Source organism: Streptomyces sp. NPDC090077, assembly GCF_044747545.1.
Lineage (GTDB): Bacteria > Actinomycetota > Actinomycetes > Streptomycetales > Streptomycetaceae > Streptomyces.
Genome location: NZ_JBIVEG010000018.1, coordinates 88,461 through 110,217, shown reverse-complemented (window position 1 = coordinate 110,217; position 21,757 = coordinate 88,461). Strand labels below are relative to the sequence as shown.

Annotated in this window: 17 protein-coding genes and 2 pseudogenes; 6 read left to right on the top strand and 13 right to left on the bottom strand. The window is 71.8% G+C overall.

Annotation, left to right across the window (positions count from 1 at the left end):
* Positions 1–22: 22 nt before the first annotated feature.
* From ACIPW5_RS26645 to ACIPW5_RS26630, 4 genes and pseudogenes are all read right to left on the bottom strand, one after another.
* Complete coding sequence (locus ACIPW5_RS26645) at positions 23–913, bottom strand: virginiamycin B lyase (RefSeq protein ID WP_401249729.1); 891 nt, start codon at positions 911–913, stop codon at positions 23–25.
* A gap of 31 nt (positions 914–944) precedes the next feature.
* Positions 945–2,120, bottom strand: a pseudogene (locus tag ACIPW5_RS26640) (ATP-binding cassette domain-containing protein); the annotation flags it as partial.
* 48 nt (positions 2,121–2,168) lie between these two features.
* Positions 2,169–3,041 carry a recombinase family protein gene (locus ACIPW5_RS26635; protein ID WP_401249726.1) on the bottom strand — a complete coding sequence of 291 codons (873 nt, stop codon included), beginning with the start codon at positions 3,039–3,041 and terminating at the stop codon, positions 2,169–2,171.
* A 216-nt stretch (positions 3,042–3,257) separates the two neighbouring features.
* Positions 3,258–3,791: a GNAT family N-acetyltransferase gene (locus ACIPW5_RS26630; RefSeq protein WP_401249723.1), complete on the bottom strand. Its 534-nt coding sequence runs from the start codon at positions 3,789–3,791 to the stop codon at positions 3,258–3,260.
* Between the two features lie 507 nt (positions 3,792–4,298).
* Between ACIPW5_RS26630 and ACIPW5_RS26625 the strand changes: the two genes are divergently transcribed.
* Positions 4,299–5,441, top strand: coding sequence for a radical SAM protein (locus ACIPW5_RS26625; RefSeq protein WP_401249720.1), 1,143 nt, complete (start codon positions 4,299–4,301; stop codon positions 5,439–5,441).
* The gene (locus ACIPW5_RS26620; protein ID WP_401249717.1) at positions 5,438–6,664 is read left to right on the top strand and encodes an MFS transporter; all 1,227 of its coding nucleotides are present in this window, start codon (positions 5,438–5,440) and stop codon (positions 6,662–6,664) included. The genes ACIPW5_RS26625 and ACIPW5_RS26620 overlap by 4 nt, the downstream gene beginning before the upstream one ends.
* A gap of 206 nt (positions 6,665–6,870) precedes the next feature.
* Here ACIPW5_RS26620 and ACIPW5_RS26615 read toward each other — a convergent pair whose 3' ends face one another.
* Both ACIPW5_RS26615 and ACIPW5_RS26610 read right to left on the bottom strand, forming a co-directional pair.
* A complete protein-coding gene (locus ACIPW5_RS26615) occupies positions 6,871–9,891 on the bottom strand; it encodes a Tn3 family transposase (RefSeq protein WP_401249714.1) in 3,021 nt (1,006 codons plus the stop codon).
* Between the two features lie 158 nt (positions 9,892–10,049).
* Positions 10,050–10,499 (bottom strand): annotated as a pseudogene (locus tag ACIPW5_RS26610) (ATP-binding cassette domain-containing protein); the annotation flags it as partial.
* Positions 10,500–10,612: 113 nt separating this feature from the next.
* Between ACIPW5_RS26610 and ACIPW5_RS26605 the strand changes: the two are divergent.
* Complete coding sequence (locus tag ACIPW5_RS26605) at positions 10,613–11,272, top strand: TetR/AcrR family transcriptional regulator (protein ID WP_401249711.1); 660 nt, start codon at positions 10,613–10,615, stop codon at positions 11,270–11,272.
* Positions 11,273–11,461: 189 nt separating this feature from the next.
* Here the strand turns inward: ACIPW5_RS26605 and ACIPW5_RS26600 are convergent, their stop codons facing one another.
* The 5 genes from ACIPW5_RS26600 to ACIPW5_RS26580 form a co-directional block, all read right to left on the bottom strand.
* Positions 11,462–12,739, bottom strand: a complete 1,278-nt coding sequence (locus ACIPW5_RS26600; RefSeq protein ID WP_401249708.1) for a YhgE/Pip domain-containing protein — start codon at positions 12,737–12,739, stop codon at positions 11,462–11,464.
* Between the two features lie 42 nt (positions 12,740–12,781).
* Positions 12,782–13,474, bottom strand: a complete 693-nt coding sequence (locus ACIPW5_RS26595) for an LLM class flavin-dependent oxidoreductase (protein WP_401249705.1) — start codon at positions 13,472–13,474, stop codon at positions 12,782–12,784.
* Positions 13,467–14,408: an LLM class flavin-dependent oxidoreductase gene (locus ACIPW5_RS26590; protein WP_401249702.1), complete on the bottom strand. Its 942-nt coding sequence runs from the start codon at positions 14,406–14,408 to the stop codon at positions 13,467–13,469. The genes ACIPW5_RS26595 and ACIPW5_RS26590 overlap by 8 nt, the downstream gene beginning before the upstream one ends.
* Positions 14,409–14,453: 45 nt before the next feature.
* Complete coding sequence (locus ACIPW5_RS26585) at positions 14,454–15,941, bottom strand: aldehyde dehydrogenase family protein (RefSeq protein WP_401249699.1); 1,488 nt, start codon at positions 15,939–15,941, stop codon at positions 14,454–14,456.
* 73 nt (positions 15,942–16,014) lie between these two features.
* Positions 16,015–16,872: an alpha/beta fold hydrolase gene (locus ACIPW5_RS26580; protein ID WP_401249696.1), complete on the bottom strand. Its 858-nt coding sequence runs from the start codon at positions 16,870–16,872 to the stop codon at positions 16,015–16,017.
* Positions 16,873–17,033: 161 nt separating this feature from the next.
* On the opposite strand from ACIPW5_RS26580, the gene ACIPW5_RS26575 reads away from it, so the two are divergent.
* Complete coding sequence (locus ACIPW5_RS26575) at positions 17,034–17,639, top strand: TetR/AcrR family transcriptional regulator (protein ID WP_401249693.1); 606 nt, start codon at positions 17,034–17,036, stop codon at positions 17,637–17,639.
* Here the strand turns inward: ACIPW5_RS26575 and ACIPW5_RS26570 are convergent.
* Both ACIPW5_RS26570 and ACIPW5_RS26565 read right to left on the bottom strand, forming a co-directional pair.
* Complete coding sequence (locus ACIPW5_RS26570) at positions 17,599–18,621, bottom strand: fatty acid desaturase family protein (RefSeq protein WP_401249690.1); 1,023 nt, start codon at positions 18,619–18,621, stop codon at positions 17,599–17,601. The two genes, ACIPW5_RS26575 and ACIPW5_RS26570, sit on opposite strands and share 41 nt — an antisense overlap.
* Positions 18,622–18,642: 21 nt before the next feature.
* Positions 18,643–19,119: an SRPBCC family protein gene (locus tag ACIPW5_RS26565; RefSeq protein ID WP_401249687.1), complete on the bottom strand. Its 477-nt coding sequence runs from the start codon at positions 19,117–19,119 to the stop codon at positions 18,643–18,645.
* A 614-nt stretch (positions 19,120–19,733) separates the two neighbouring features.
* Between ACIPW5_RS26565 and ACIPW5_RS26560 the strand changes: the two genes are divergently transcribed.
* Positions 19,734–20,918, top strand: a complete 1,185-nt coding sequence (locus ACIPW5_RS26560; protein WP_401249684.1) for an aminotransferase class I/II-fold pyridoxal phosphate-dependent enzyme — start codon at positions 19,734–19,736, stop codon at positions 20,916–20,918.
* A 58-nt stretch (positions 20,919–20,976) separates the two neighbouring features.
* Positions 20,977–21,756, top strand: a complete 780-nt coding sequence (locus tag ACIPW5_RS26555; protein WP_401249681.1) for an SDR family NAD(P)-dependent oxidoreductase — start codon at positions 20,977–20,979, stop codon at positions 21,754–21,756.
* Position 21,757: the final 1 nt, after the last annotated feature.

Below are 21,757 nucleotides of genomic sequence, written 5' to 3'. Positions count from 1 at the left end.
TCGCCGGTGCGGTGAGGGCGGGTCAGGGGGCGACGGCCCAGCGGGTGATCTCGCCGGTCTCCTGGGCCACGTAGAGGGTGCCGTCGGGGGCGAAGGCGAGGCCGTGGGGTTCGCAGGCGGGGGTGGGCAGGGGGAATTCCGTGACGGTGCCGTCCGGGGTGACGCGGCCGATGCGGCCCGTGGCCCAGGCCGTGTACCAGCAGGAGCCGTCGGGGGCCACCGCCACGGCGTGCGGGCGGCACCCGGGGTCCGGCAGGGGGTGTTCGGTGATTCCGCCGGGGGTCAGGCGGCCGATGCGGCCCGTGCCGATCTCGGCGAACCACAGGGTGCCGTCCGGGGCTGCGGCCAGGCCGACGGGGGCGGCGCCGGGGGTGGGCAGGGGGTGGAGGGTGGTCTCGCCGGCGACGGTGATCCGGGCGAGGGCGTTGCCCTGGTTGAGGGTGCACCACAGGGCGCCGTCGGCGGCGGTGGTGACGAAGGACGGGAAGGAGCCGTTGGGGAGGGCGTGTTCGGTGAGTTCGCCGTCCGGGGTGAGGCGGGTGACGGTCGCGGTGTTCAGGGTGGTGAACCAGACGGCGCCGTCCGGGCCGGCAGTGATGCCGTACGGGCCCGGGGCGGATCCGGGGACGGCGTGGGAGCGGGCTTCCCCGTCGGGGGTGATGCGGCCGATGCGGTGGTCGCGGTTGCGGGTGAACCACAGGGCTCCGTCGGGGCCGGGGGTGATCAGGGTGGGGCCGCAGTCCGGGGAGTCGAGGGGGAACTCGTCGATCCGGCCGTCGGGGCCGAGGCGGGCGATGCGGCCCGCGTGGACCAGGGTGCACCAGAGGGCGCCGTCGGGGCCGGCGGTCAGGGCGTAGGGGCCGGCGGCCGGGGTGGGGAGGGCGTACGTGTGGATCAGCTGGGGCCGGGGCACGGGGGGGCCTTTCGGGGAGGGCGGCGGGAGTTCAGGCAGCGGGGGCGTGGAGGGCGAGGCGGTCGCCCTGCCAGCGGGTGCACAGGCGGCGGTCGTGGCTGACGACGACCACGGCGCCCGGGAAGCAGGCGAGGGCCTCGTCGAGTTCCTCGGCCAGCGCGGGTGAGAGGTGGTTGGTCGGCTCGTCCAGCAGCAGGACGTCGGCCGGTTCGGTGACCAGCCGGGCCAGGGCCAGGCGCCGGCGCCGGCCCGTGGAGAGGGCGCCGACCGGGGTGGCGAGCTCTCCGGGGGCGAACAGGCCGAGCGCCAGCAGCTGTTCGGTGTGCTCCTCGGGCGTGCCGGGGCGTCCCTCGGCGAAGGCCGCGAGGAGCGGGCGGCGGGCCGGTCCGGGGTCGGTGTGCTGGGCCAGGAGTCCGGTGCGGGCGCGGCGGACCACGGTGCCCCGGTCGGGGGTGACGGTGCCGGCGAGGACGCCGAGCAGGGTGCTCTTGCCGACGCCGTTCGGGCCGGTGACCAGGAGCCGGCCGCCGGGCGGGAGGGTGAGGTCCACCGGTGCCAGGCGGTCCGTCAGGGAGACGGCGTGCGCCGCGAGGGCCGGGCCGTCCGGGGCGGCGGTGCGGGCGGTGCGCGGGACGGCGGTGAAGCGGAGCGGGTCGGACGGGGCGGGGACGGGGCGGGCCAGCAGGCGGGCGAGGCGTTCCTCGGCGTTGCGGACCCGGCCGGCCAGGGACTGCTGGACCCGTCCGGCCGCGCGGTCGTAGGCCATCTTGTTGCCGTCCTTCATGGCCCGGCCGGGGGCGACCTTGCGGGCGGTGACGGCGGCGGACTCCCGCAGCCGTTCCGTCTCCTCGCACCAGGCGGTGTGGGCCTGGGCGCGGCGCTGCCGTTCGGCGGCGCGGGCGGCGAGGTAGCCGGCGTAGCCGTTGCCGTAGCGGACCGTGCGGTGCAGGTCGCCGTCGACCTCCAGGAGGGCGGTGGTGACGCGTTCGAGGAACAGCCGGTCGTGGGAGACGGCGACGGTGATGCCGCGGCGGGCGCGGAGGTGGTCCTCCAGCCAGGTCAGGGCCGTGTGGTCGAGGTGGTTCGTGGGCTCGTCGAGGAGCAGGACCTCGGGGGCGGAGGCCAGCAGGGCGGCCAGGCGCAGGCGGACCCGTTCGCCGCCGGAGAGGTCGCCGGCGGTGCGGTCGCGGGGCAGTCCGAGGAGGCCTCTCAGTAGTTCTCGCCGAAAAAACAACGCTAAGGACTGAGTCGCAGGTCAGCGTGCGGGTTCCGGCAAGGCCGTCTGCTCGTCGTGTTCGCGCAGCATCCGCATGACGGTTGCGGGTGAGGGGTGCTGGCCCTTCTTCTTGCCGGTGGTGATGACGAGGCGTTTGGCGATGTCGCGCAGGCTCATCTCCTGCTGGCGCAGGTGGAGGGCCATGGACAGCATGTCGTCGTCGGTGACGCCCGCGCCGCCGATGGTCTTGCCGCGCTTGCGGGCGGATTCGTGGCCTTCGAGGGTGCGGTCGCGGATGTATTCGCGTTCCATGCCGGAGAGGGCGGCCAGCACGGTGAACACTACGCCGGAGGGGTCGTGCGAGCCCTGGAGCTCACCGGTGAGGAACTCCAGGCCGACGTCGCTCGCTTTCAGTTCCTCGGCCAGGGTCGCCAGTTCGATGCCGCGGCCGAGCCGCTTGTGCTCGTGGACGACGAGGGTGACGCGCACGCCGGAGGCTCGCAGTTCGCCAGCGAGGGCGACGGCCTTGTCCAGTTCGGGGCGCTGGGTGGCGCGGGTGGAGATCTTCTCGGAGAAGATCCGGGTGACCCCGGCTTCGGTGAGCGAGTCGAGCTGGGAGTCGAGGGACTGCCGGGCGGTGGACGCCCGTGCGTACCCCAGGCGGGCGTGTCCGACCGGTTCGGTGCCGGCGTCTGCGGGCCGGGGCAGTTCGGTCCAGGCCGAGCCGGGCTTGCGGACGGCGGGGGTCGGCACGTTCAGTGCCCTGGCGAGTTGGGGTACGAGGCGGAAGCGAGCGGTGTGGTACTGGATGGCCACCTTGCCCTTGCCGGTGCGGCAGGGCGAGCCCGCGGGGGCGGCGCAGGTGGACATCGGGCAGGCGTGCGATTCCACGCGCTTGAAGTCGTTGCTCACGACTCCGGACTGTTTCATGAGGGTGTTTCAGGCGTCCAGCCATTTGCAACAACTCATGAAACGTGATCACCGCAGGTGAGCCTCCGGGCCGCCGGGTGTTTCACGAGCGAACACCTATGAAACACCCAAGCTGACAGACAGTCGCCCGCCGTGCGGGCCGCCGAGCCGCCGGCTGATGTAGGCGCCACGACGTTCGTGGGTGCCGACGAGAGCGATCTACTGATTCGGACACTCGTGGGCGGACAGGCGACGGCCCATCCAGATGTCATCGACGTACGCCCCGTCGAGGAAGAACTCCTCGGGCAGGATCCCGACGACCGTAAAACCGCATCGCAGGTAGAGCTGTTGGGCCGGCAGGTTCCGCCCGAGGACGCGGAGCGTGATGCGGCGGGCGCCTTGAGCCTGGGCTGCTGAACAGGCTGCTTCCACAAGGGCCTGCCCGATGCCTTGGCCTCGTACGGAGGCGTGCACTCCCAGACCCTGAATCTGGCGGACGTGACGGTTGGATTCGAGGGGAGTTGGCGGGCCCTGGGTGATGTATCCGACGATCTTGGTGCCGTGCTCTGCGATGAGGAAGCTCTCCGCGGGATGCCGCTCGTCGAAGACGACTCCATCAGCCTGGCGAATGGGGGCCGCCTCGCTCACCGGGGACCACACTGCGCGATGCAGGGCCAGCAGCTGGCGTTCGTCTTCCGCCCGGGCCGACCGAATCGATACGCCTGATGACATGTCGCCATCGTAGTCGCGCATTGCACCGGGATCAGGGCTCTGGGAGTGCTGTCAGCGGTCCGGAGTTTGCCTCCCGCGCGTTCACTTGGCCATTTCTTATCGATACTGACTCAATTTCGGCGCCACATACTGCCCAGCATCGGGACATCGGAGACGCGTTTAGCAATCGTTTATCGCACGGGGCCAATGTGGGTCCTGCGACGAACGCGTCACGGCGGTCAGGAGATTCAGTCAAGTAGCGAATCATCTGAGCCACTGAGGCACTGAGTCGCTTGGCGGATCTCGGCTCTCAAAGCAAGATCGCCTAAAGGGGCCGACCGACCGGTCGGCTCACCTTTCACCACCTGAGGAGGAACCATGTCGGTTCTGCGCGCCGCCCTGAAGGACACCACCGAGGTCATCACCGCCTGGGCGTTCTCGTCCAAGGTGAAGTGACCTGAAGGCCGGCCGGTCCGCGCTGGAGAACCTGGACTGTTCTCCAGCGCGGGCCGGTCGGCCCTTTTTCTGCACCCAATCCAGGAGGTTACGGTGGCGTCGCTCACGGGGATCGACACGTTCATCATCAAGACGGTCGAATGGTGCAATCTGGACTGCACCTACTGCTACTTCTACCACGGCCAGGACAGCTCGTTCGAGAAGCGCCCGCGGTACCTCCCGCGCCGCACCATCGAGGCGTTCGTACCCAAGGCCATTGAACACTGCCGGGCCCACGGAATCGACACCATCCACCTGACGCTGCACGGCGGGGAGCCCCTGCTGCAGCGCAAGGACGACTACCTCTGGATGATGGAGCAGTTCGACAAGATCGACGTGGCGGGGATCCGCACGATTCGCAAGTGCACCACCAACGGGGTCACCCTCAACGCCGAGTGGGCTGAAATCCTCGCCCGATACAACGTCCACCTGGGCGTCAGCATCGATGGCAGCCGCGAACTGCACGACTCGGCCCGCGTCGACCTGGCTGGCCGCGGCAGCTACGACCGCGCCGTGCGAGGCCTGAACACCGCCCTGGAGTGGGCGGACAGGGGGCTGAACGTCGGAACCATCACCGTGCTCAATCCGGACGAGCACGGAGGGGACACCTACCGGCACCTGCGCTCACTGGGCGTCGAGCTGATCAACATCCTGCTTCCGGAGAACAACTACGTCCAGCCGCCGACCCCGCGCTCGGACGGCCGCACCTATGGGGACGTCCTCGTCGAGTTCTTCGACGCCTGGGTGGCCGAAGACAACGAGCGTGTGGACATCGGCCTGTTCGCCGACGTCGCCCGGGCCGTGGCCGGCCTTCCGTCCTCCAGTGACCAGTTCGGCTTCGCCCCGGTCCGGGTCGCCGTCCTCGAAACCGACGGATCCCTCCAGCCCACGGACAACTTCCGCGCCTGCGCAGACGGCATGAGCGAACTCGGCGTCAGCATCTACCGCGACAGTATCGACAAGCTCTACAACCATGAATTCTTCCAGCTCTGCATCAACCAGCAGGAGCTCATCCCCGACGAGTGCGGGACCTGCGAATTCGTCGACATCTGCGGAGGTGGCCGTATCACCTCCCGGTACTCGACGGAAGACGGGTTCACGCGTAAATCCGTCCACTGCGACGCCCTCTACCGGATCTTCGGTCACGTCAAGAAGACGCTGACGGAAAACAGTCTGGTGGAGAGCGGACAGGCGTGAAACAGCAAGAAGCCGCCGGTACGGAATCCGCAGAACAGCCACCATCAAACTGGCGAGCGTTCTACGTGGCGTGGGCCGGACAGCTCACATCGAGCCTGGGCGGCCCATTCCAGACCATCGCATTGGGTATCTGGGCGCTCGAAAGCGGCCACGGCCCGACCGGCCTGTCGTGGATTCTCGCCGCAGGCACCCTCAGCCAACTCGCAGGCGCCCTGCTCGGCGGCCCCCTCGTGGACAGGTTCGGCGCCCTGCGCACCGTTGCCGTCAGCGACCTGGTCCGCTTCCTGCTCGCCGTCGTACTCGGGTGCCTGGTCTGGGGCAGCGCACCGCTTCACTGGATCATCCTGGTGACCGCCGTCACCGGCTGTATCAGCGGAGCCTTCCTGCCGGCCCTGCGGGCGCTGGCACCGGCCTTCCTCACCGAGTCGGACCTACCCCGCGGCAATAGCTTCTTCGAACTGGCCAAGAACGCCAGCATGCTCGGGGGCTCCCTCCTTGGAGGTATCACCCTCACCCTGACCGGACCGGTCGCCGCCATCGCCATCAACGCGGCTTCCTTCGCCATCGGCGGCATCGGGGCTGCGCTGGCAGCGCGCTCCGCACACAGCTCGCCGCAACCAGCGGCGGAGCCGATGCTGACCTCCCTGGCTGCCGGCATCAGGTACACCCTCACAGCACGATGGCTGCTGATCCTGATCGGCATCGACGCGGTCATGGACTTCGTCACCGCCGGCCAGCTGTCCGTCGGCCTGCCGGCCATCACCCAGGAACTGGGCGGCGGAGCGGCCCTCGGCGTGCTCTTCGCCAGCTTCGGCGGAGGCTCCGTCATCGGAGCGTGGCTCGCACCCCGAGTCCGGCCCGGACGACTCGGCCCGGCAAGAGCCGTGCTCGTCCTCCACCTGCTGCAGGCACCTCTCCTGGCTGCTCTTCCAGTCAGTCCGCTTCCGGTGGGAGCTGCCTGCCTCGTGGTGATGGGCGTCCTGAACGGCATTGCCGTCGTGATCTACATGTCCATCATCCAGCGAACCGCCCCCAGCGCCATGCTGGGCCGGGTCATGTCACTTCTCGTGTTTGCCGGGCTCAGCCTCCAACCCCTTGGCCAACTGTCCACCGGCTGGAGCATTGAGGCCGGCTGGCTCGCGGCCTCGTTCGTGATCGCGGCATCCATCATGGCGGTCACCTCGGCGGTCGCACTGACCAGCAAGACCCTGCGCGATCTTTAGCAGAAGTCACGGACGGCTGTACGAGCGCATCGAGAACATGCTGACCGTGCACGACGATGCCGCCCTCCGTCGTAGACGTGCACCGGTACGTGTACGACGGAGGGCAGCACTGCGGCACCCACAGCTGTCCGGCTTTCCGCTCCCCAGTCCCTGACGGGCCCGTACGCTCCGAGCTCCCGGCACCCTGCGGGGGCCGATTCGCCGCTCTACAGCCCGGCTCCGGGACCGTCGGTGTCCACTGTCCGCAGCGGCCGGTGTCCCCGGTCGTCGAGCTGGGCGAGTTCGCGTTCGTAGTCGACGGTGATCGAGCCGTAGTAGTTGACCACCGAACTGCGGGCCGGGGAGATGTGCGCCAGTACCTCGGCGTCCACCTCGCGGCCGGCGCCACGCAGCTGGTCGACGGCCAGGCCCATGTACACCGTGTGCCAGCAGACCACGCTGTTGGTCACGACGGTCAGGCACCACGCCTGCTCGTTCTGCTGCTCGGGCTGGCGGCGGGCGACCTTGCCCTCACGGGCGTAGTGGAGCTGGCGGCGCAGGGAGTGCAGGGACTCGCCCTTGTTCAGCTGGCGTGCGATCTTCCGCCGGTAGCCCTCGTCCGACAGGTACTTGGCGGCATAGACCGTTCTGCGGATCGCTCCGTACTCCTTCAAGGCGGCGGCCAGCGCGTTCTGCCGGGAGGACGCCGATAGCTTGCCCACGATCAGGGAGGCGGTGGCGTGCCCGTACTTCAGCGACCCCGCAAGACGCAGCAGGTCGTCCCAGTGGTCGGCGACCAGGTCAAGGTTGGCCTTCTTCGTCAGCAGCGGTCCCGCCTTCGGGAACCGCTCCTCGTAGTCGGCCTTCGCGCCCATCCTGTACAGGGTGATCTTTCCGAGGTCGCGGATGCGCGGCGAGAGCTGCTTGCCCACGAGGTCGAAGAGCCCGAAGTTGACCAGGGTGACGCCGTGCGTGTCGGTCGCGTGCTCGGTGATCGGCAGGTCGGTGGCGTTGCCGAGGATCTCGTCCAGCACGTAGTGGGCCTCACGGTGTGTGGCGACGATGACCTTGGTACCGAAGGTGGAGTGCTGGTCGGAGACGTGCGTGTAGGTGGAGATGCCCTCGGCGACGAAGTACTTGTTCAGGTGCCGGGCGGTGATCGACTTGCCCCGCGTCGGGAACCGCTGTCCGTCGGAGGAGGACAGGGTGCCGGAACCGAACATGGCCGTCATCGGCAGCTTGTGGTGGTGGTTGACCAGGCAGATGTTCGCCTCGCGGAGCGTCTCCTCGCGGATGTACCACTCCGCGGTCCACGCCAGCACGTCGTACGGGATACCGCATGAGGCGGCCATCCCGTGCAGTCCGAGATTTGTGGAGAGCCCGATCAGGCAGGCGATCAGATTGCGCTTGAGCTGCGGGGAGCGGGCCTGCTTGCCGCCGGCGTGGACGAAGCAGTCCAGGAAGCCGGTATGCCGGTCCATCTCCACCAGCAGCGAGGCGATCGGCACGTTCGGCAGCATCCGCTCCAGCTCGGCGTGCAGCTCCTCGGCCTCGGACGGGATGTCCTCCGCCGTGAGAGGGGAGATCACCAACTCACCTGCGTCGTCCAGCCGTACGGGCCCGTCGCCGCGCTTGAGGGTGTCCTCCAGATCACAGAGGGCGTCGTCCAGCTCGTCCATCACCAGCGGCAGCGCCTCGGAAAAGTCGGCGCTCTTGCCCACCAGTCGGCAGAAGCCGGCCCGGTGTTCCTCCCACTGGGCGGGCTTGAACAGGTAGGTCTCGGGGTTGTCGTAGCGGCGCGAGCCCGGCACGTACACGTCCCCCGAGCGCAGGCCGTCGCGCAGCGCGAGCAGCGTGCACAGCTCCCAGTAGTGCCGGTAGGCCGTCGCGTCTCCCTTCGCGGCCGCCTCGTCGAGGTAGCCCTGCCAGCGGGTCGGCACGAAGAGCGTCAGCGCGTTGTCGGGGACGTTGCGGGCGCCGGTGGCGTTCAGCTCCCGCAGGATCTCCAGCGCCTCGATCAGCGGCTTCGCCTCGGTGCCGCCCTTGAACCGCACCGTTTCCAACACCTTCGGCGCGAACTGCCGGATGTAGGTGTAGGAGCCCTCCAGCAGCGCCAGATGCCCGTGGTCACGCGGCAGCCGCACGGTGGCCCCGGCGTGCGCGGCCCGCAGCCGGCTCATACCGATCTTTCCACGCAGCAGCGTCCCGACCGCCTCGTCCGGGATACCCGCGTCCGCCAGCACCGGCAGGATCTCATCCAGCAGGGCGAGCCGGTCCTCCGAGAGCTTGGCCCGCTCGGCGAGCACCTCGCGCAGCTTGATCTTCGCCCGCGACTCCGAGCCCGACAGGGTCTGGTCGAAGAGCTGCACCACCGAGTCCAGGACATCGACCGCGGACTGCGCCAGCAGCGTCAGCAGGATCGGGTGACGCCGGTTGGGCTCGCGCCGCACCAGGGCCTGCGCCGTCAGACGACGGCCGATCTGGGCCAGGTAACGGCGACGCTCAGCGGGCAGCGCAGACAGATCCAGGGCATCCGCGCCCAGTCCCCGCAGGAACGTCAGCTTCTCGACCTCGCCCTTCACGCTCGCCGGCGACCCCTGCACCGGTCCCGTCACCATCCAGTGCAACCGCGTCGATCCCAACGCCGGCTCGACCACCAACAACCCGTCCAGCCCCCGCACCTGCTCGCCGGTGAGCAGATGGGCCACCCGCGCGTGGGTCTCCTGCTCCGCGGCCTGGCGCGCCGCGCCGACCTTCTCCAGCAGCGTGACCACACCCGGCCGGATCACCTTCGCCGAGCGCAGGTACTCGCACCCCAGCCGGAACAGCAGGCTCGGGGAGTCGTGCTCCATTGCGCGGGCCAGCAGGAACTCGTCCAGCTCCTTGAGCTCGATCGCCTTCGCCGGCCTCCACGACAGGTATTCGGCAATTTCCCTCAGGTGATCCGTGCGGGTCTGCTCACGTTCCCCGTAGCCCGCCAGATCAGCGATGGCGAGCCCGAGCTGGCGAGCCAGGCGTCCGACCGCCGCGGGCGGAGCGGCGGGCACATCGTCGGGGACGAAGCCCAGCCAGGGCAAAGCGGACAGCTGCACAGCAGCGCCGAGAACGTTCTGGGCCCGGCGGAACTTCCGCAGGAACGCCTCCTCGGCCGGGGTGAGGGTGAAGTACCGGATCAGCTCGTCCTTGCCGATCGTCGGAAACGACCGCAGGGCATCCAGCTCCTCATCACTGAAAACCCTCGTCGCCATCAGCCCACTCCTCCCGGCACGGTCACTCGTTCAGCCCAACGAGCCACCCCGCGCCGGGCAACGGGTCACCGCCCCGCCCTCCCCGGGATCACCCCAGATCAGAGGGGCCCTCGCGGGCTTAGCGTTGTTTTTACGGCGAGAACTACTGGGAGGCCGAGGAGTCCGAGGCCGTGCAGGGCGCGTTCGGTGCGGGCGTCGGCGTCGTAGCCGCCGCGCAGTTCGAAGGCGGTGAGGAGGTCGGCGTAGGCGGTGAGGGTCTCGTCGGCGGTGTCGCCCCCGGCCATGCGGGCCTCCAGGCGGCGCATGCGGTCCTCCATGGCGCGCAGTCCCGCGAGGGAGCGGTCGAGGACCTGCTGGACGGTGAGGTGGGCGGGGAGGTGTTCCTCCTGGGCGAGGTATCCGGTGCCGCCTTCGGCGCGGACGGTGACCGTGCCGCCGTCGGGGCGTTCGGCTCCGGCGAGCAGGCGCAGGAGGGTCGACTTGCCCGATCCGTTCTCGCCGACGATGCCAAGGCGGGTTCCGTCGGTGACGGAGAGGGAGACGGAGTCGAGGACGGTGCGTCCGGCGTAGGAGATGCAGAGGTCAGTCGCGGTGAGTTGTGCGGTCATGGAGCGGCTCCGGGGGCTGGGGGGCGGGCGGGAGTTCGGCGGGTCGGCGGGAGGGGCGGGTGAGGATCATCGAAGGCTCCTTATTGCGACTGATGTTGCTTTAAGATCGTTCCATGGATGCTGCTGAGCACGCAAGCGAAGGTTCCGGCCATGAAGACCAAGGGGATTCGGCCACGCCGCGGCGTCGGACGGGGGGCCGCAGCGCCCGGGTCCGGTCCCAGGTGCTGGCGGCGGCGGGCGAACTGCTGACGGCGGGCGGGTACGACGGGCTGACGGTCGACGCGGTCGCCGAGCGGGCGGGCGTGCACCGCACCACCGTCTACCGGCGCTGGCGGGACGTCGGCGGCCTGCTGGCCGACGTACTGGACGCCGCGGCCGACGACACGTGGAGCCCGCCCGACACCGGGTCGCTGGAGGGCGATCTGACGGCGCTCAACCAGGAGGTGTACGAGGCCCTGGCCGGGGGCGGGCCCAGCCTGACCACGGCGCTGATCGCCGCGGGCTTCCGCTCGGCGGAGGCGGCGGGCGCCCTGGCCCGCTTCTGGGAGGACCGGTACGCACGCTGCGCGGTGGTCGTCACCCGGGCCGCCGGGCGGGGTGAACTGCCGGGCCCGGCCGACGCCCGCGCGCTGCTGGTCGCGGCGACCGCCCCGCTCTACCACGAGCTGCTGCTCCTGCGGGCGGCCCCGGACCCGGCCCTGCCCGGCCGGGCCGCCGCGGGGGCCGCGGCGGCGGGGCGGGCGGGGGTCTACGGGGTCCCCGGGGGGTCGTGACGCGGGCCGACGGGCCGGTACGCCGGTAACGCCGGTACGCCGGCGGACCGGACGCGGCGGCCGAGGGGGTGCCGGTCGCGCGCGGCGGCCGGCCGTCGCGGCCCGGGACCGGGGCGGGGGAACCGCCCCGGTCCCGGGCCGTTCGGGCGCTCCCGGCGGGACGGGGGTGGCCCGCCGGGAGCGGGCTCGTCAGGCCGTGGCCGGCTGGGGGTGGCGGGCGAGTTCCAGGGGGGTCGCGCGGTCGAAGCCGCGCCGGTCGTAGAGGCGGGTGACGAGGAGGCCGATCAGGAAGGCGCCGGCCGCGTACGCGCCGAGCACCAGCCAGGCCCGGACCAGGCCGGAGCCGAGTCCGTCGAAGAAGAGCAGCGACCGGATGCCCTCCGCGGCGTGCCGGGCCGGGAGCAGCTCGCCGACCGCCCTGGCGAAGCCCGGCTGGGCCTGCACCGGGATGGTGCCGCCGGAGAGCGGGATGCCGAACATGGTCACGACCAGCAGGGCGATGACCTGGCCGGCCATGCCGAAGACGGCGAACAGGGCCAGGGTGAGCAGGGTGACGGACGCGCAGACCAGGCCGGCGAACAGCCAGAGCAGCAGGGGCTGGTCGGGTTCCACGCCCAGGCCCCACACGGCGACGGCGATCACGGCGCTGCCGGCCGCGAAGCCGGTCACCGCGCCGATGCCGGCCTTCGCCACGAAGGTGGACCGGCGGGTGATGCGCACCACGGGCCGCAGGCTGCGGCGGGGGCCCATCTCCAGCGGGGAGTAGCCGAGGGCGGCGTCCACCGTCATGGTGAGGAGGACCGCGGGCAGCAGGCCGGCCAGCAGCAGGGCGATCGTCAGGTAGAGGGTCATGGCCCCGCCCGCGGTGGCCCCGGAGGTGGTGGGGCCGGCCTGGGTGACCGTGTGGACGGGGTCCTGGAGCAGCAGCAGCCGGTCGGGGCCGGGGTGGGTGGCGGCGGCGCGCTCGGCGAGCTGCCCGCCGAGTGCGGTGGAGGCCGCCGCGGCGGTGGCGCGGGCGGCCTTCTCCGCCATCGAGGAGGCCACGCTGCCGGCGCCCTCGTTGGTGAGGACCGTCAGCACCGGCCGCTCGGGGGTGCCGGCGGGCGCGACCAGGGAGAGGGCCTTGCGGCTGAAGTCCTGCGGGACGACGAGCGCGCCGTCCGCCTCGCCGCGCTCCAGCAGGCGGTGGGCCTCGGCGGGCGAGTCGACGGTGTGCCAGGAGATCCGGCCGTCCCGGCGCGCCTCCTGCTCGATCCGCGCGGTGAGTTCCCGGCCGAGGCGTACGGTGGCGCCCCCGGCCGGGGCGCCTTCGTCGGCGTTGACGAGGACGAGCGGGAGGTCGCGCAGGTGTGCCTGTGGGTCGGCCGCGGGGCCGATGTAGGCGAGGGTGACCAGGGCGGCGAGCAGGCCGCCGACGATCACCGCCGCCCAGCCTCGGGGTTGCTTCCACAGGTGTGTTGGCCGCATGGGGGTCGCCTTTCGGATGCGTGTCGGTCGGGGGCCGGCCGGTCAGGCCGCTGTCGTGAGGGGCGGGCCGAGGCGTTCGCGCAGGCGGCGGGGGCCGCGCTCCGGGGCGGGGAGCAGGCCCCGGCCGCGCAGCAGCGGCAGCGTCTCGTGGGCGAAGCGGCGCAGGGCCGCGGGGCCGCCGGGGAAGCGGACGAGGAGGGCCCCGGTGCGGGGGTCTGCGAGGGCCGGGGCGAGCCGGCCGGCCAGCTCGGCGGCGGCTTCGCCCGGTTCGGCCCGGGTGAGGAGCACCGCGGTGGCGCCGGTGCCGGCCGGCGGGGTGGCCGCGTGGCCGACGCGGGTCCGGCCGGGGGTGCTGACGAGCCAGCCGGCCCGGCCGCCGCTGATGGCGTCGAGGGAGGCCAGTTCCGCTGCGGTGCGGGCCGGTTCGGGGTCGTGGGCGGGCAGTTCGGCGACGAGGCCGAGGCGGTGGGTGCGCGGGGCGAGGAGGGCCAGGGCGAGGAGCGGGTCCAGGGCTGGGCCGGCCGGGGCGTCGCCGCCGTACCCGTCGCGGTCACCGTCACCGGGCCCGCCGCCGTCGCCGCGTTCGACGACGAGTGCGTCGAGCCCGGCGAGTTCGGCGGCCAGGACCGCGTCCGCGAACGTCCGGGGCCAGGGGGCGGCCGGGGTGCGGTGGTCGCGTACGGCGGGCAGGGCCGCGAGGAGCAGGGGGCGGTGCGGGCGCTGCTGCTCAGGCATGGACGGCTCCCAGGGGTACGGGGCATGAGGGCAGGCCGAGGTTGGCGCGCAGGGTGGGGTGCGCGTAGTCGTTGGGGAAGAGGCCGCGCCGCCACAGTTCGGGGACGACCTGGTCCACGAAGTCGACGAGCGGGCCGGGCAGGGCGGGGAAGGTGAGGACGAAGCCGTCGCAGGCCGCCCGCGCGTGGTGGCGCTCGATGTGGTCGGCGATCTGCGCGGCCGTGCCGGTGAGGACCCCGCCGTCGGAGCGCGCTCCGCCGGGGAGCGGGCGGCCGACCACGAGGGGGGTGAGTCCGGCCCAGACCAGCAGGTCGTCGGGGAGCCGGCCGTGGCCGGCGGCTTCGGCCTTGATCAGGGTGTTCAGGGCGCGGGCGTCGTCGAGGGGGTGGCGGCCGGCCAGGACGACGTCGGCGTGCCGGGCGGCGAGGGAGCGCTCGCCGGACGTCCCGGCCGGGTGGAAGAGGACGGGCCGGCCCTGCGGGAGGGCGGGCGGGGCGCCGGGCAGCCCGGTGTTGGCGGCGTCCCACAGGCGGTGGGCGGCGTCGACGCACTCACCGGTCGCGGCGTCCGCGCCGGCGGGCTGCCAGCCGGCCCGGCCGGCGGAGACCGCGTCGAGGGAGGCGAGCCTGCGGGCGAGGCCGTCGGCGCGGCCGGGGCCGGTGGCGGCCGTGGCGACGAGGCCGATGCGGTCGGTGGCGCCGGCGAACGCGGCGAGCAGGGTGGTGGCCTCGAACGCCGGGCCCTGGCCGTGGAGGCGGTCCGGGAGGAGCAGGGCGTCCAGGCGGCCCCGTTCCAGTTCCATGACCAGGAACTCGTGGAACGGATAGTCGTACGGGTCCGGTGGTGCGGGCGGCAGCGGCAGGCCGGTGCGGCGTTCCTCCGCGCCGGTCAGCCGGACGCCGAGTGAGAGTCGCCTGGTGGCGGCTCCGAGCATGGTTCTCCCCCGTTCTGGCATGGTGTTCGTTCTGCTTCCCGGCCCTCAGCGCGACCCGAGGAACCGGGTGACGCGCTCCAGCCGGGGGATGTCCCTGGGGCCCCGGGCGTACGTCGACACCGCCAGCGGGGCCTTGAAGCGGCGGCGGGTGACGGCGTGCGGGACGGTGAACTCCCTGAGCCCGTCCGCTCCGTGGATCCGGCCGAAGCCGGAGGCCCCGACCCCGCCGAAGGGCAGCGAGGGGACTCCGGGGAAGGCCATCACGTCGTTGACGCTGACCATGCCGGAGCGGACGGCGCGGGCCAGGGCGGTGGCGCCCCGGCGGGCGAAGACGGAGGCGCCGAGTCCGTACGGCGAGTCGTTGGCGCGGCGTACGCCCTCGTGGGCGTCCCGGACCCGGTTGACGATCAGGACGGGGCCGAAGGTCTCCTCGCGCAGGGCGGCGGAGTCCTCGGGTACGTCGGCCAGGACGACCGGGCCGAGCACGTAGGGCGGTTCGATCGACTCGGGGCCGCCGACGAGGGCGCGGCCGCCGTGGGCGAGGGCGTCCTCGACGTGGCGGCGGATGATGTCGAGCTGGCCGGGCATGGTGATGGGGCCGAAGTCCTCGCGGGCGCGGATCCGTGCGGCCCGCTCGGTCAGCCGGGCCTCGAACCGCTCGTACACGGCGTCGGCGACGTAGACCCGTTCGATGCCGGTGCAGGACTGGCCGGCGTTGGAGCAGCCGCCCCACAGGGCCGCCTCGACGGCGGCTTCGACGTCGGCGTCCTCGGCGACGACGAGGGCGTCCTTGCCGCCGAGTTCGAGGAGCACCGGGGTGACGGAGGGGGCGCAGGCCTGGAGGACGCGGGTTCCGGTGGCCCGGGAGCCGGTGAAGGCGATCTTGTCGACGCCGGAGGCGCAGAGCGCGGCTCCGGTGGGGCCGGCGCCGGTGGTGAGCTGGAGGACCGGGTGTTCGGGGACGGCTTCGGTGAAGGTGTCGGTGAGCCACTTCCCGCAGGCGGGGGTGAACTCGCTGGGTTTGAAGACGACGGCGTTGCCCGCGGCGAGGGCGTAGGCGAGGGAGCCGACGGGGGTGAACACCGGGTAGTTCCAGGGGCCGATGACGCCGATGACCCCGTACGGCTTGTACTCCAGGGTGCTGGCCTGGTTGAACATGAGCGGTCCGGAGGGGACGGACCTGCGGCGCAGTACCCGGTGGGCGTTGCGGGCCGCCCAGTCGACGTGCGCGAGGGTGGCGGAGAGCTCGATGACGGCGTCCGCGCGGACCTTGCCGTTCTCGCGGCGCAGCAGTGCGATGATCTCGCCGCGGCGGCGGGTCATGACGCGCTTCCAGGTCAGCAGCCGGGCGCGGCGGCCGTCGTGGCCGAGGGCGTCCCACCAGCGGGCGGCCTCGCGGGCGCGGGCGACCTTGCGGCGTACGGCGGCCTCGTCGTCGGTGGGGAAGGTGGCGACGGGCTCGGCGGTGACCGGGTTGCGGGAGGTGAACCGGGCGGGCCCGGCCGGCGCGGGCCCGGTGTGCGGGACGCTCATGCTGCGCTCCTTCGCGCTGCGGCGGGGTGTGCGGGGGAGGCGGCCGGGGCCCCCTGCCGGATCCGGGCGGCGGTCACGGGGTTCCTCCCGCGGGCGCGGTGAAGGCTTCGGGGCGCGCTTCGGAGAGGAGTCCGTAGCCGCGCTCCAGGATCCGGGTGAAGGCGGCGGGGTCGCTGATGGACATGTCGTGCGGGCCGCGGACGTGGAAGAGCCGGGCGTATCCGCCGCCGGCGCGGACGGCCGCGAGGAACTCCTTCTCCTGGGCGCGGAAGAGGGGGTCGCCGAGGCCGTTGACGAACAGGACGGGGAGCCGGCAGCGGCCGGCGACGTTGAGGAAGTCGCGGCGGGTGAGGTCCTCGACGACTTCGGCGAAGGCGTGCAGGGTGAGGCCGCCGCCCATGACGGCCTCGTAGCTCTCGGCGGGCAGCCTGCGCCGGAGCGCCGCGTCGCCGAGGCGGGCGGCGCGGGCCGGGCCGAGGGCCCCGATGGCGCGGGCGGCGCCGCGATAGATCCGGCCGGTGAACCGGTCGGGCCGGGCGGTCGACCCCTGGACGAGGACGGCGGCGGCGGTGGCGGGATGTGCCGCTCCGTAGGCGAGGGCGACGTACCCGCCGAGGGAGGCGCCGGCCACCAGGGGGCGGCGGCCGGTGGCGAGGGCGGCTTCCTCCACGGCGAGGCCGACCCGCGCGACCGCCTCCTCCAGGCTGAAGGGGCGGTCGCGCTGGGTTCCGTGTCCGGGCAGGTCGGGGGCCGTGATCCGGAAACGGGGGGCCAGCCGGCGGGTGTGGGGGTCCCACATCCGGGCGGAGACCCGGATCCCGTGGACGAGGACCAGGGGAATGCCCTCGGCCGTTCCGGCGGTCCAGATGCCCGGACGGCCCGGGGCGGGACCGAGTCCCGTGACCGGGGCCGCCGGCCGTTCTGCGTTCATGCTCTCCCCCTGGCGGGTGCGGCGGCGGTGCCGTGGGCGGAAGCTGCCCGGCACCAAACGCAACGTTGCGTTGCATAGTAGAAGCGGGAGTCCGCAAAATGCAACACCACGTTGCGTTGCAGTAAGCTGACCGCCCACTCGTACGGAAGGGGCCAACGGTGATGCAGAGGCAAGACGGAGAGGGCGGCGGGCCACGGCGCAAGGCCGAGATCTTCACGGCCACGCTCGACATGCTGGGCAGCCTGGGCTTCGACTCCCTGACCATCGAGGGCGTGGCCCAGCGCTCCGGGGTCAACAAGACGACCATCTACCGCTGGTGGTCGTCCAAGTCGGAGCTGCTGCGCGACGCGCTGCTGCACTCGCACATCTTCCGGTTCGACCCGGCCGACACCGGCAGCCTGCGCGGGGACCTGACCGCGCTCGCCGAGCAGGTCCAGCACCTGCTGGACGACGAGCACCGGCGCACGATCGTCGAGGCCGCGCTGGTGGGGGCGGTGCGCCACCAGGCGATGCGGGACCTCGTGGTCTCCTTCCTCGACGACCGCTTCGGACGCCACCAGCCCGTCTTCGAGCGCGCGGTGGCCCGGGGCGACCTGCCGCCCGACGCCGATCCGGCGCCGCTGGTGGACGCCATGGCCGGCGCCCTGTGGATGCGGATCCTGGTGCGCCGGGGCGCGGTCGCCGACACCTACACCGGCGACCTCGTCGGCATCCTGATGGACGGGGTCACCGCGGCCGCCCGGCGCTCTCCCGCACCTGTTCGGTGACCCCGCGCAGGTGCGCCAGGACCTCGGCGTACGAGCGGGCCGCGGAGACCTCGTAGTACTCGATGCCCTGCTCGGCGCAGTGGGCCATGGTGAGCGGCCGGCACGCGCGCAGGTTGGGCCTGGGCACGGTCGGGAAGAGGTGGTGCTCGATCTGGTAGTTGAGGCCGCCGTAGAGGAAGTCGTGGAGCCGCGAGCTGCGGATGTTGCGGGAGGTGAGCACCTGCCGGCTCAGCCAGTCGGGCTCGGTGGCGCCGTCGCGCACGGGCATCCCCTTGTGGTTCGGGGCGAAGACGCAGCCGAGGTAGAAGCCGAAGAGACCCTGGTGGACGGCGATGAACACGACGGCGAGGAGCGGGTCGAGGAGCCAGAAGACCACGGCCGCGTAGCCGACGGCGTGCACCGCGAGCAGGATCGATTCGATCCGTGCGTGCCGGACGACGCCGCGCCGGATGGCGATCACGGATCCGACGCGCAGCCCGATGCCCTCCAGGGTGAGCAGCGGGAAGAACAGGGGCGCCTGGTGGCGGATGACGAAGGCGCGCAGCCGGGAGACGTCCCGGGCCTGGCGGGGTGAGAAGGCCACGACCCGGCGCAGGATGTCCGGATCGTGGTCCAGGTGGTTGGGGTGGTTGTGGTGGCGGGTGTGGTGGTTCATCCACCAGCCGTAGCTGAAGCCCAGCAGGAGGTTCCCGTGGACGAGGCCGAGCACGGTCATCGCGCGGCGGTTGCGGGTGACCTGGGCGTGGCCCACGTCGTGGCCGAGGAGGCCGGTCTGGCCGTAGGCGAAGGCGAGGAGCACGGCGGCGGCCGGCTGCCACCAGGAGTTCCCGAGGAGGACGAAGAGCCCCCACGCGGCCGCCATCAGGGCGGTGTTGGTGAGGAACTTGACGACGTAGTACCCGGTGCGCGGGCGGAGCAGGCCCGCCTCGCGCACCGTTGCTTGCAGGGGGGCGAAGGAAACCGGGGCCGGTGCCGTCGTCATGGCTGTCGCCTTTCTCGGAGGTCATCGCTCCACGGCGCGTCTGAGCCGTAGGAGGGTGGTGCGCATGCCGGCGCGGTTGGCGTCCGCGCGGCGGCCCGCGGGCGTTCCGGTGAAGAGGAGTCCGAGGAGCTCGGTGAGGCGGGCTCCGCGGCCGGTCCGCAGGTCCTCCCAGGTCTCGGTGACCCGGACGCCGTCGTCCTCGGGCGTGAACCGGTAGCCCCAGCGGGCAACGGGGAGGCCGAAAGTGCTCACGTCGAACGTGAACCGCTCGTGCGGTTCGGCGTGGACGACGCGGCACCAGGTGAACCAGACGAACGGGCCTTTGCGGTTGATTCCGACGAAACCGCGGCCGGCCGTCACCGGGCCGCGCGGCCCGAGGACCAGTCTGCATTCCGGACTGTACCTGCCCATGGAACGCACATCGGCGACGGCTTCGTACGCGTCCACCTGCGAACCTTTAAAGAAGAGACTCTCTTCCACTTTCATCCGGCGCTGCATGACCGCTCCTTCGGGTGTCGTTCGGAACACCCGGAAGTATGCGCGCCGGAGGTGAAGCTAGACGCCGGAGACGGCCCGGGCAACACGTTTTCGGCCAACGGACGGGTTTCTCTTCAAATCTCCCACGAGACTCGAGTGTTGACGGATGTTCACTTGACGACGCCCCGGCACATGCCTACCTTGGAACGAGTCGGATCGTTCCGAGCGGGGGCAGGGAACCCCCGCGAGCTGCGACGAGAGGTCGCGGCACACATCACACCCGGCCCTCCGTCCACCGGCGCGCACGCGGCGGCGGACGACGAGGCGGGCCGGGTATTCCATGGGGGAATAATGGCCAAGGCCGTATCCGCGATCGCCGGTGCGATCTGCGACGTAGCATCCACTCTCCGCCTCATCTGGCATTCCTGGGACCGCTGATGGCCCTCCTCCGGGAAAACTTCACGGAGCCGCAACACCCGAACGCAGAGCTTTCCCACGGCGTCCCCTGTATGCCGGACGAATGGGAACTGGCCGCCATGTCCGAAATCCTCGGAATGGTCATTCGGGAAGTCGAACTCCGTATTCCACGCCTCAGCACCCACATGTCACTTTCCAAGGCATCAGAAGGATGATTCGTGAGCGTCATAGAGAAGTGCGCCTCTTACACCCGAGCGCGTGAAGCGAAGGCCGCAGGCCTGTACCCGTACTTCCTCAACTTCGACGGCCGCGACGCCGGCACCGCCCGCATGGCCGACGGCCGCGAGGTGGTCATGTGCGGCTCCAACGACTACCTGGGCCTGTCCACCGACCCGCGGGTCATCGAGGCCGCGGCCCGCGCCTCGCAGCGCCACGGCGCCGGCTGCACCGGGTCCCGCTTCCTCAACGGGAACCTGGAACTGCACGACCAGCTGGAACGCGAACTCGCCCAGTTCTTCGGCAAGCCCGCCGCCCTCGTCCTGACCACCGGCTACCAGGCGAACCTGGGAGCGATCGCCGGGCTGTGCGGTCCCGGCGACATCGTCTTCCTGGACAAGGAAGCCCACGCCTCGCTCATCGACGCGGCACGGCTGAGCCGGGCCAAGATCCAGTGGTTCGCCCACAACGACACGGCGGACCTCTCCGCCAAGCTCGCCCGGGTCGCGGGCACCGCCTCCTGCATGGTCGTCGTCGACGGCGTCTACAGCATGGAGGGGGACCTGTGCCCCCTGCCCGAGCTGGTCCGCGTCTGCGACGAGTACGGGGCCACCCTGCTCGTGGACGACGCCCACGGCGGCGGGGTCCTCGACAAGGGCCGCGGCACCGCCTCCCACTTCGGACTCACCGAACACGTCCCGCTGATCACCCTCACCTTCTCCAAGGCGTTCGGCTCGATCGGCGGCGCCGTCCTCGGCGACGAGGAGGTCATCGACTTCCTGCGGCACAACGCCCGCAGCCTGATGTTCTCCGCGAGTTCCAGCCCCGCCAACACGGCCGCCGCCCTGGAATCCCTGCGCATCCTCCAGGCCGAGCCCTGGCGGTGCAGCACGGTCGCCGACAACGCCGACCTGATGCGCCGCGAACTGACGGCGCTGGGGTACGAGGTCGGCCACAGCCAGACCCCGATCGTCCCCGTCGCGACCGGCGACGACATCAGCACCCTGCTCGCCTGGAACCTCCTCATCGAACAGGGCGTGTACGTCAACGCCGTGCTCCCGCCCGCCGCCTCGCCCCGGCTGCGCACCAGCTACACCGCCGTGCAGACCGAGGAGCAGCTGTACCGGGCCGTCGACGGCTTCCGCGCCGTCCGCGAGCACGTCCTGCGCCTCCCCGCGGGCGTCTGACCGCCCGGCTTCCCGGCCGCCCCTCACCCTCCCGACCTCCCGACCGGAGCTGGAGCACATGCCCACCGCACTCGTCACCGGAGCCACCGCCGGCCTCGGCAAGGCCTTCACCCGAGCCCTGGCGGAGCAGGGTTACGACCTCGTCCTCGTCGCGCGCTCGGAGCCCGACCTCAAGGAGCACGCCGACCTCCTGCACGCCGGGCACGGCGTGCACACCGAGGTGCTGCCCGCCGACCTCACCACCGACGAGGGCTGCGCCCTGGTCACCGCCCGGCTGGCGGCCGACCCGGCCGTCGACCTCCTCGTCAACAACGCCGGGATCGGCTACGAACAGGCCTTCCTGGAGACCGGCATCCAGGCCGAGGAACGCCTCCTCGACCTCAACGTACGGGCCGTCCTGCGGCTCACCGACGCCGCGCTGCAGCGGATGACCGCGCGGCGCCGGGGCTCGGTCCTCAACGTCGCCAGCGTCGCCGGTCTCGGCCCCGCCTGGCTGAGCTCGACGTACCCGGCGAGCAAGGCCTGGATCATCGGGTTCACCGAATCGCTGGCCTCCTCGCAGCAGGTGCGCGGGGCCGGCGTGCGGATGACGGCCCTGCTGCCCGGCTACACCCGCACCGAGTTCCACCAGCGCGCCGGGATCCCCACCACGTTCCCGCCGCCCTGGCTGTGGCTGAACGCCGACGACGTGGTGCGCACGGCCCTGCGGGACCTCGACAGGGGCAAGGTCCTCAGCATCCCGAGCCTCCGCTACAAGACCGCAGCCTGGGGGCTGCGCCACCTGCCGCGGCCGCTGTCACGGCGGTTCGCCTGGGACATCAGCAAGCCAGGTCACTGAA

Bases quoted from the DNA above. Each gene is read 5' to 3' on its own strand.
- ACIPW5_RS26630 (WP_401249723.1), bottom strand. From the start codon at position 3,791: ATGCGCGACTACGATGGCGACATGTCATCAGGCGTATCGATTCGGTCG.
- ACIPW5_RS26615 (WP_401249714.1), bottom strand. From the start codon at position 9,891: ATGGCGACGAGGGTTTTCAGTGATGAGGAGCTGGATGCCCTGCGGTCG.
- ACIPW5_RS26605 (WP_401249711.1), top strand. From the start codon at position 10,613: ATGGATGCTGCTGAGCACGCAAGCGAAGGTTCCGGCCATGAAGACCAA.
- ACIPW5_RS26600 (WP_401249708.1), bottom strand. From the start codon at position 12,739: ATGCGGCCAACACACCTGTGGAAGCAACCCCGAGGCTGGGCGGCGGTG.
- ACIPW5_RS26595 (WP_401249705.1), bottom strand. From the start codon at position 13,474: ATGCCTGAGCAGCAGCGCCCGCACCGCCCCCTGCTCCTCGCGGCCCTG.
- ACIPW5_RS26590 (WP_401249702.1), bottom strand. From the start codon at position 14,408: ATGCTCGGAGCCGCCACCAGGCGACTCTCACTCGGCGTCCGGCTGACC.
- ACIPW5_RS26585 (WP_401249699.1), bottom strand. From the start codon at position 15,941: ATGAGCGTCCCGCACACCGGGCCCGCGCCGGCCGGGCCCGCCCGGTTC.
- ACIPW5_RS26580 (WP_401249696.1), bottom strand. From the start codon at position 16,872: ATGAACGCAGAACGGCCGGCGGCCCCGGTCACGGGACTCGGTCCCGCC.
- ACIPW5_RS26575 (WP_401249693.1), top strand. From the start codon at position 17,034: ATGCAGAGGCAAGACGGAGAGGGCGGCGGGCCACGGCGCAAGGCCGAG.
- ACIPW5_RS26570 (WP_401249690.1), bottom strand. From the start codon at position 18,621: ATGACGACGGCACCGGCCCCGGTTTCCTTCGCCCCCCTGCAAGCAACG.
- ACIPW5_RS26565 (WP_401249687.1), bottom strand. From the start codon at position 19,119: ATGCAGCGCCGGATGAAAGTGGAAGAGAGTCTCTTCTTTAAAGGTTCG.
- ACIPW5_RS26555 (WP_401249681.1), top strand. From the start codon at position 20,977: ATGCCCACCGCACTCGTCACCGGAGCCACCGCCGGCCTCGGCAAGGCC.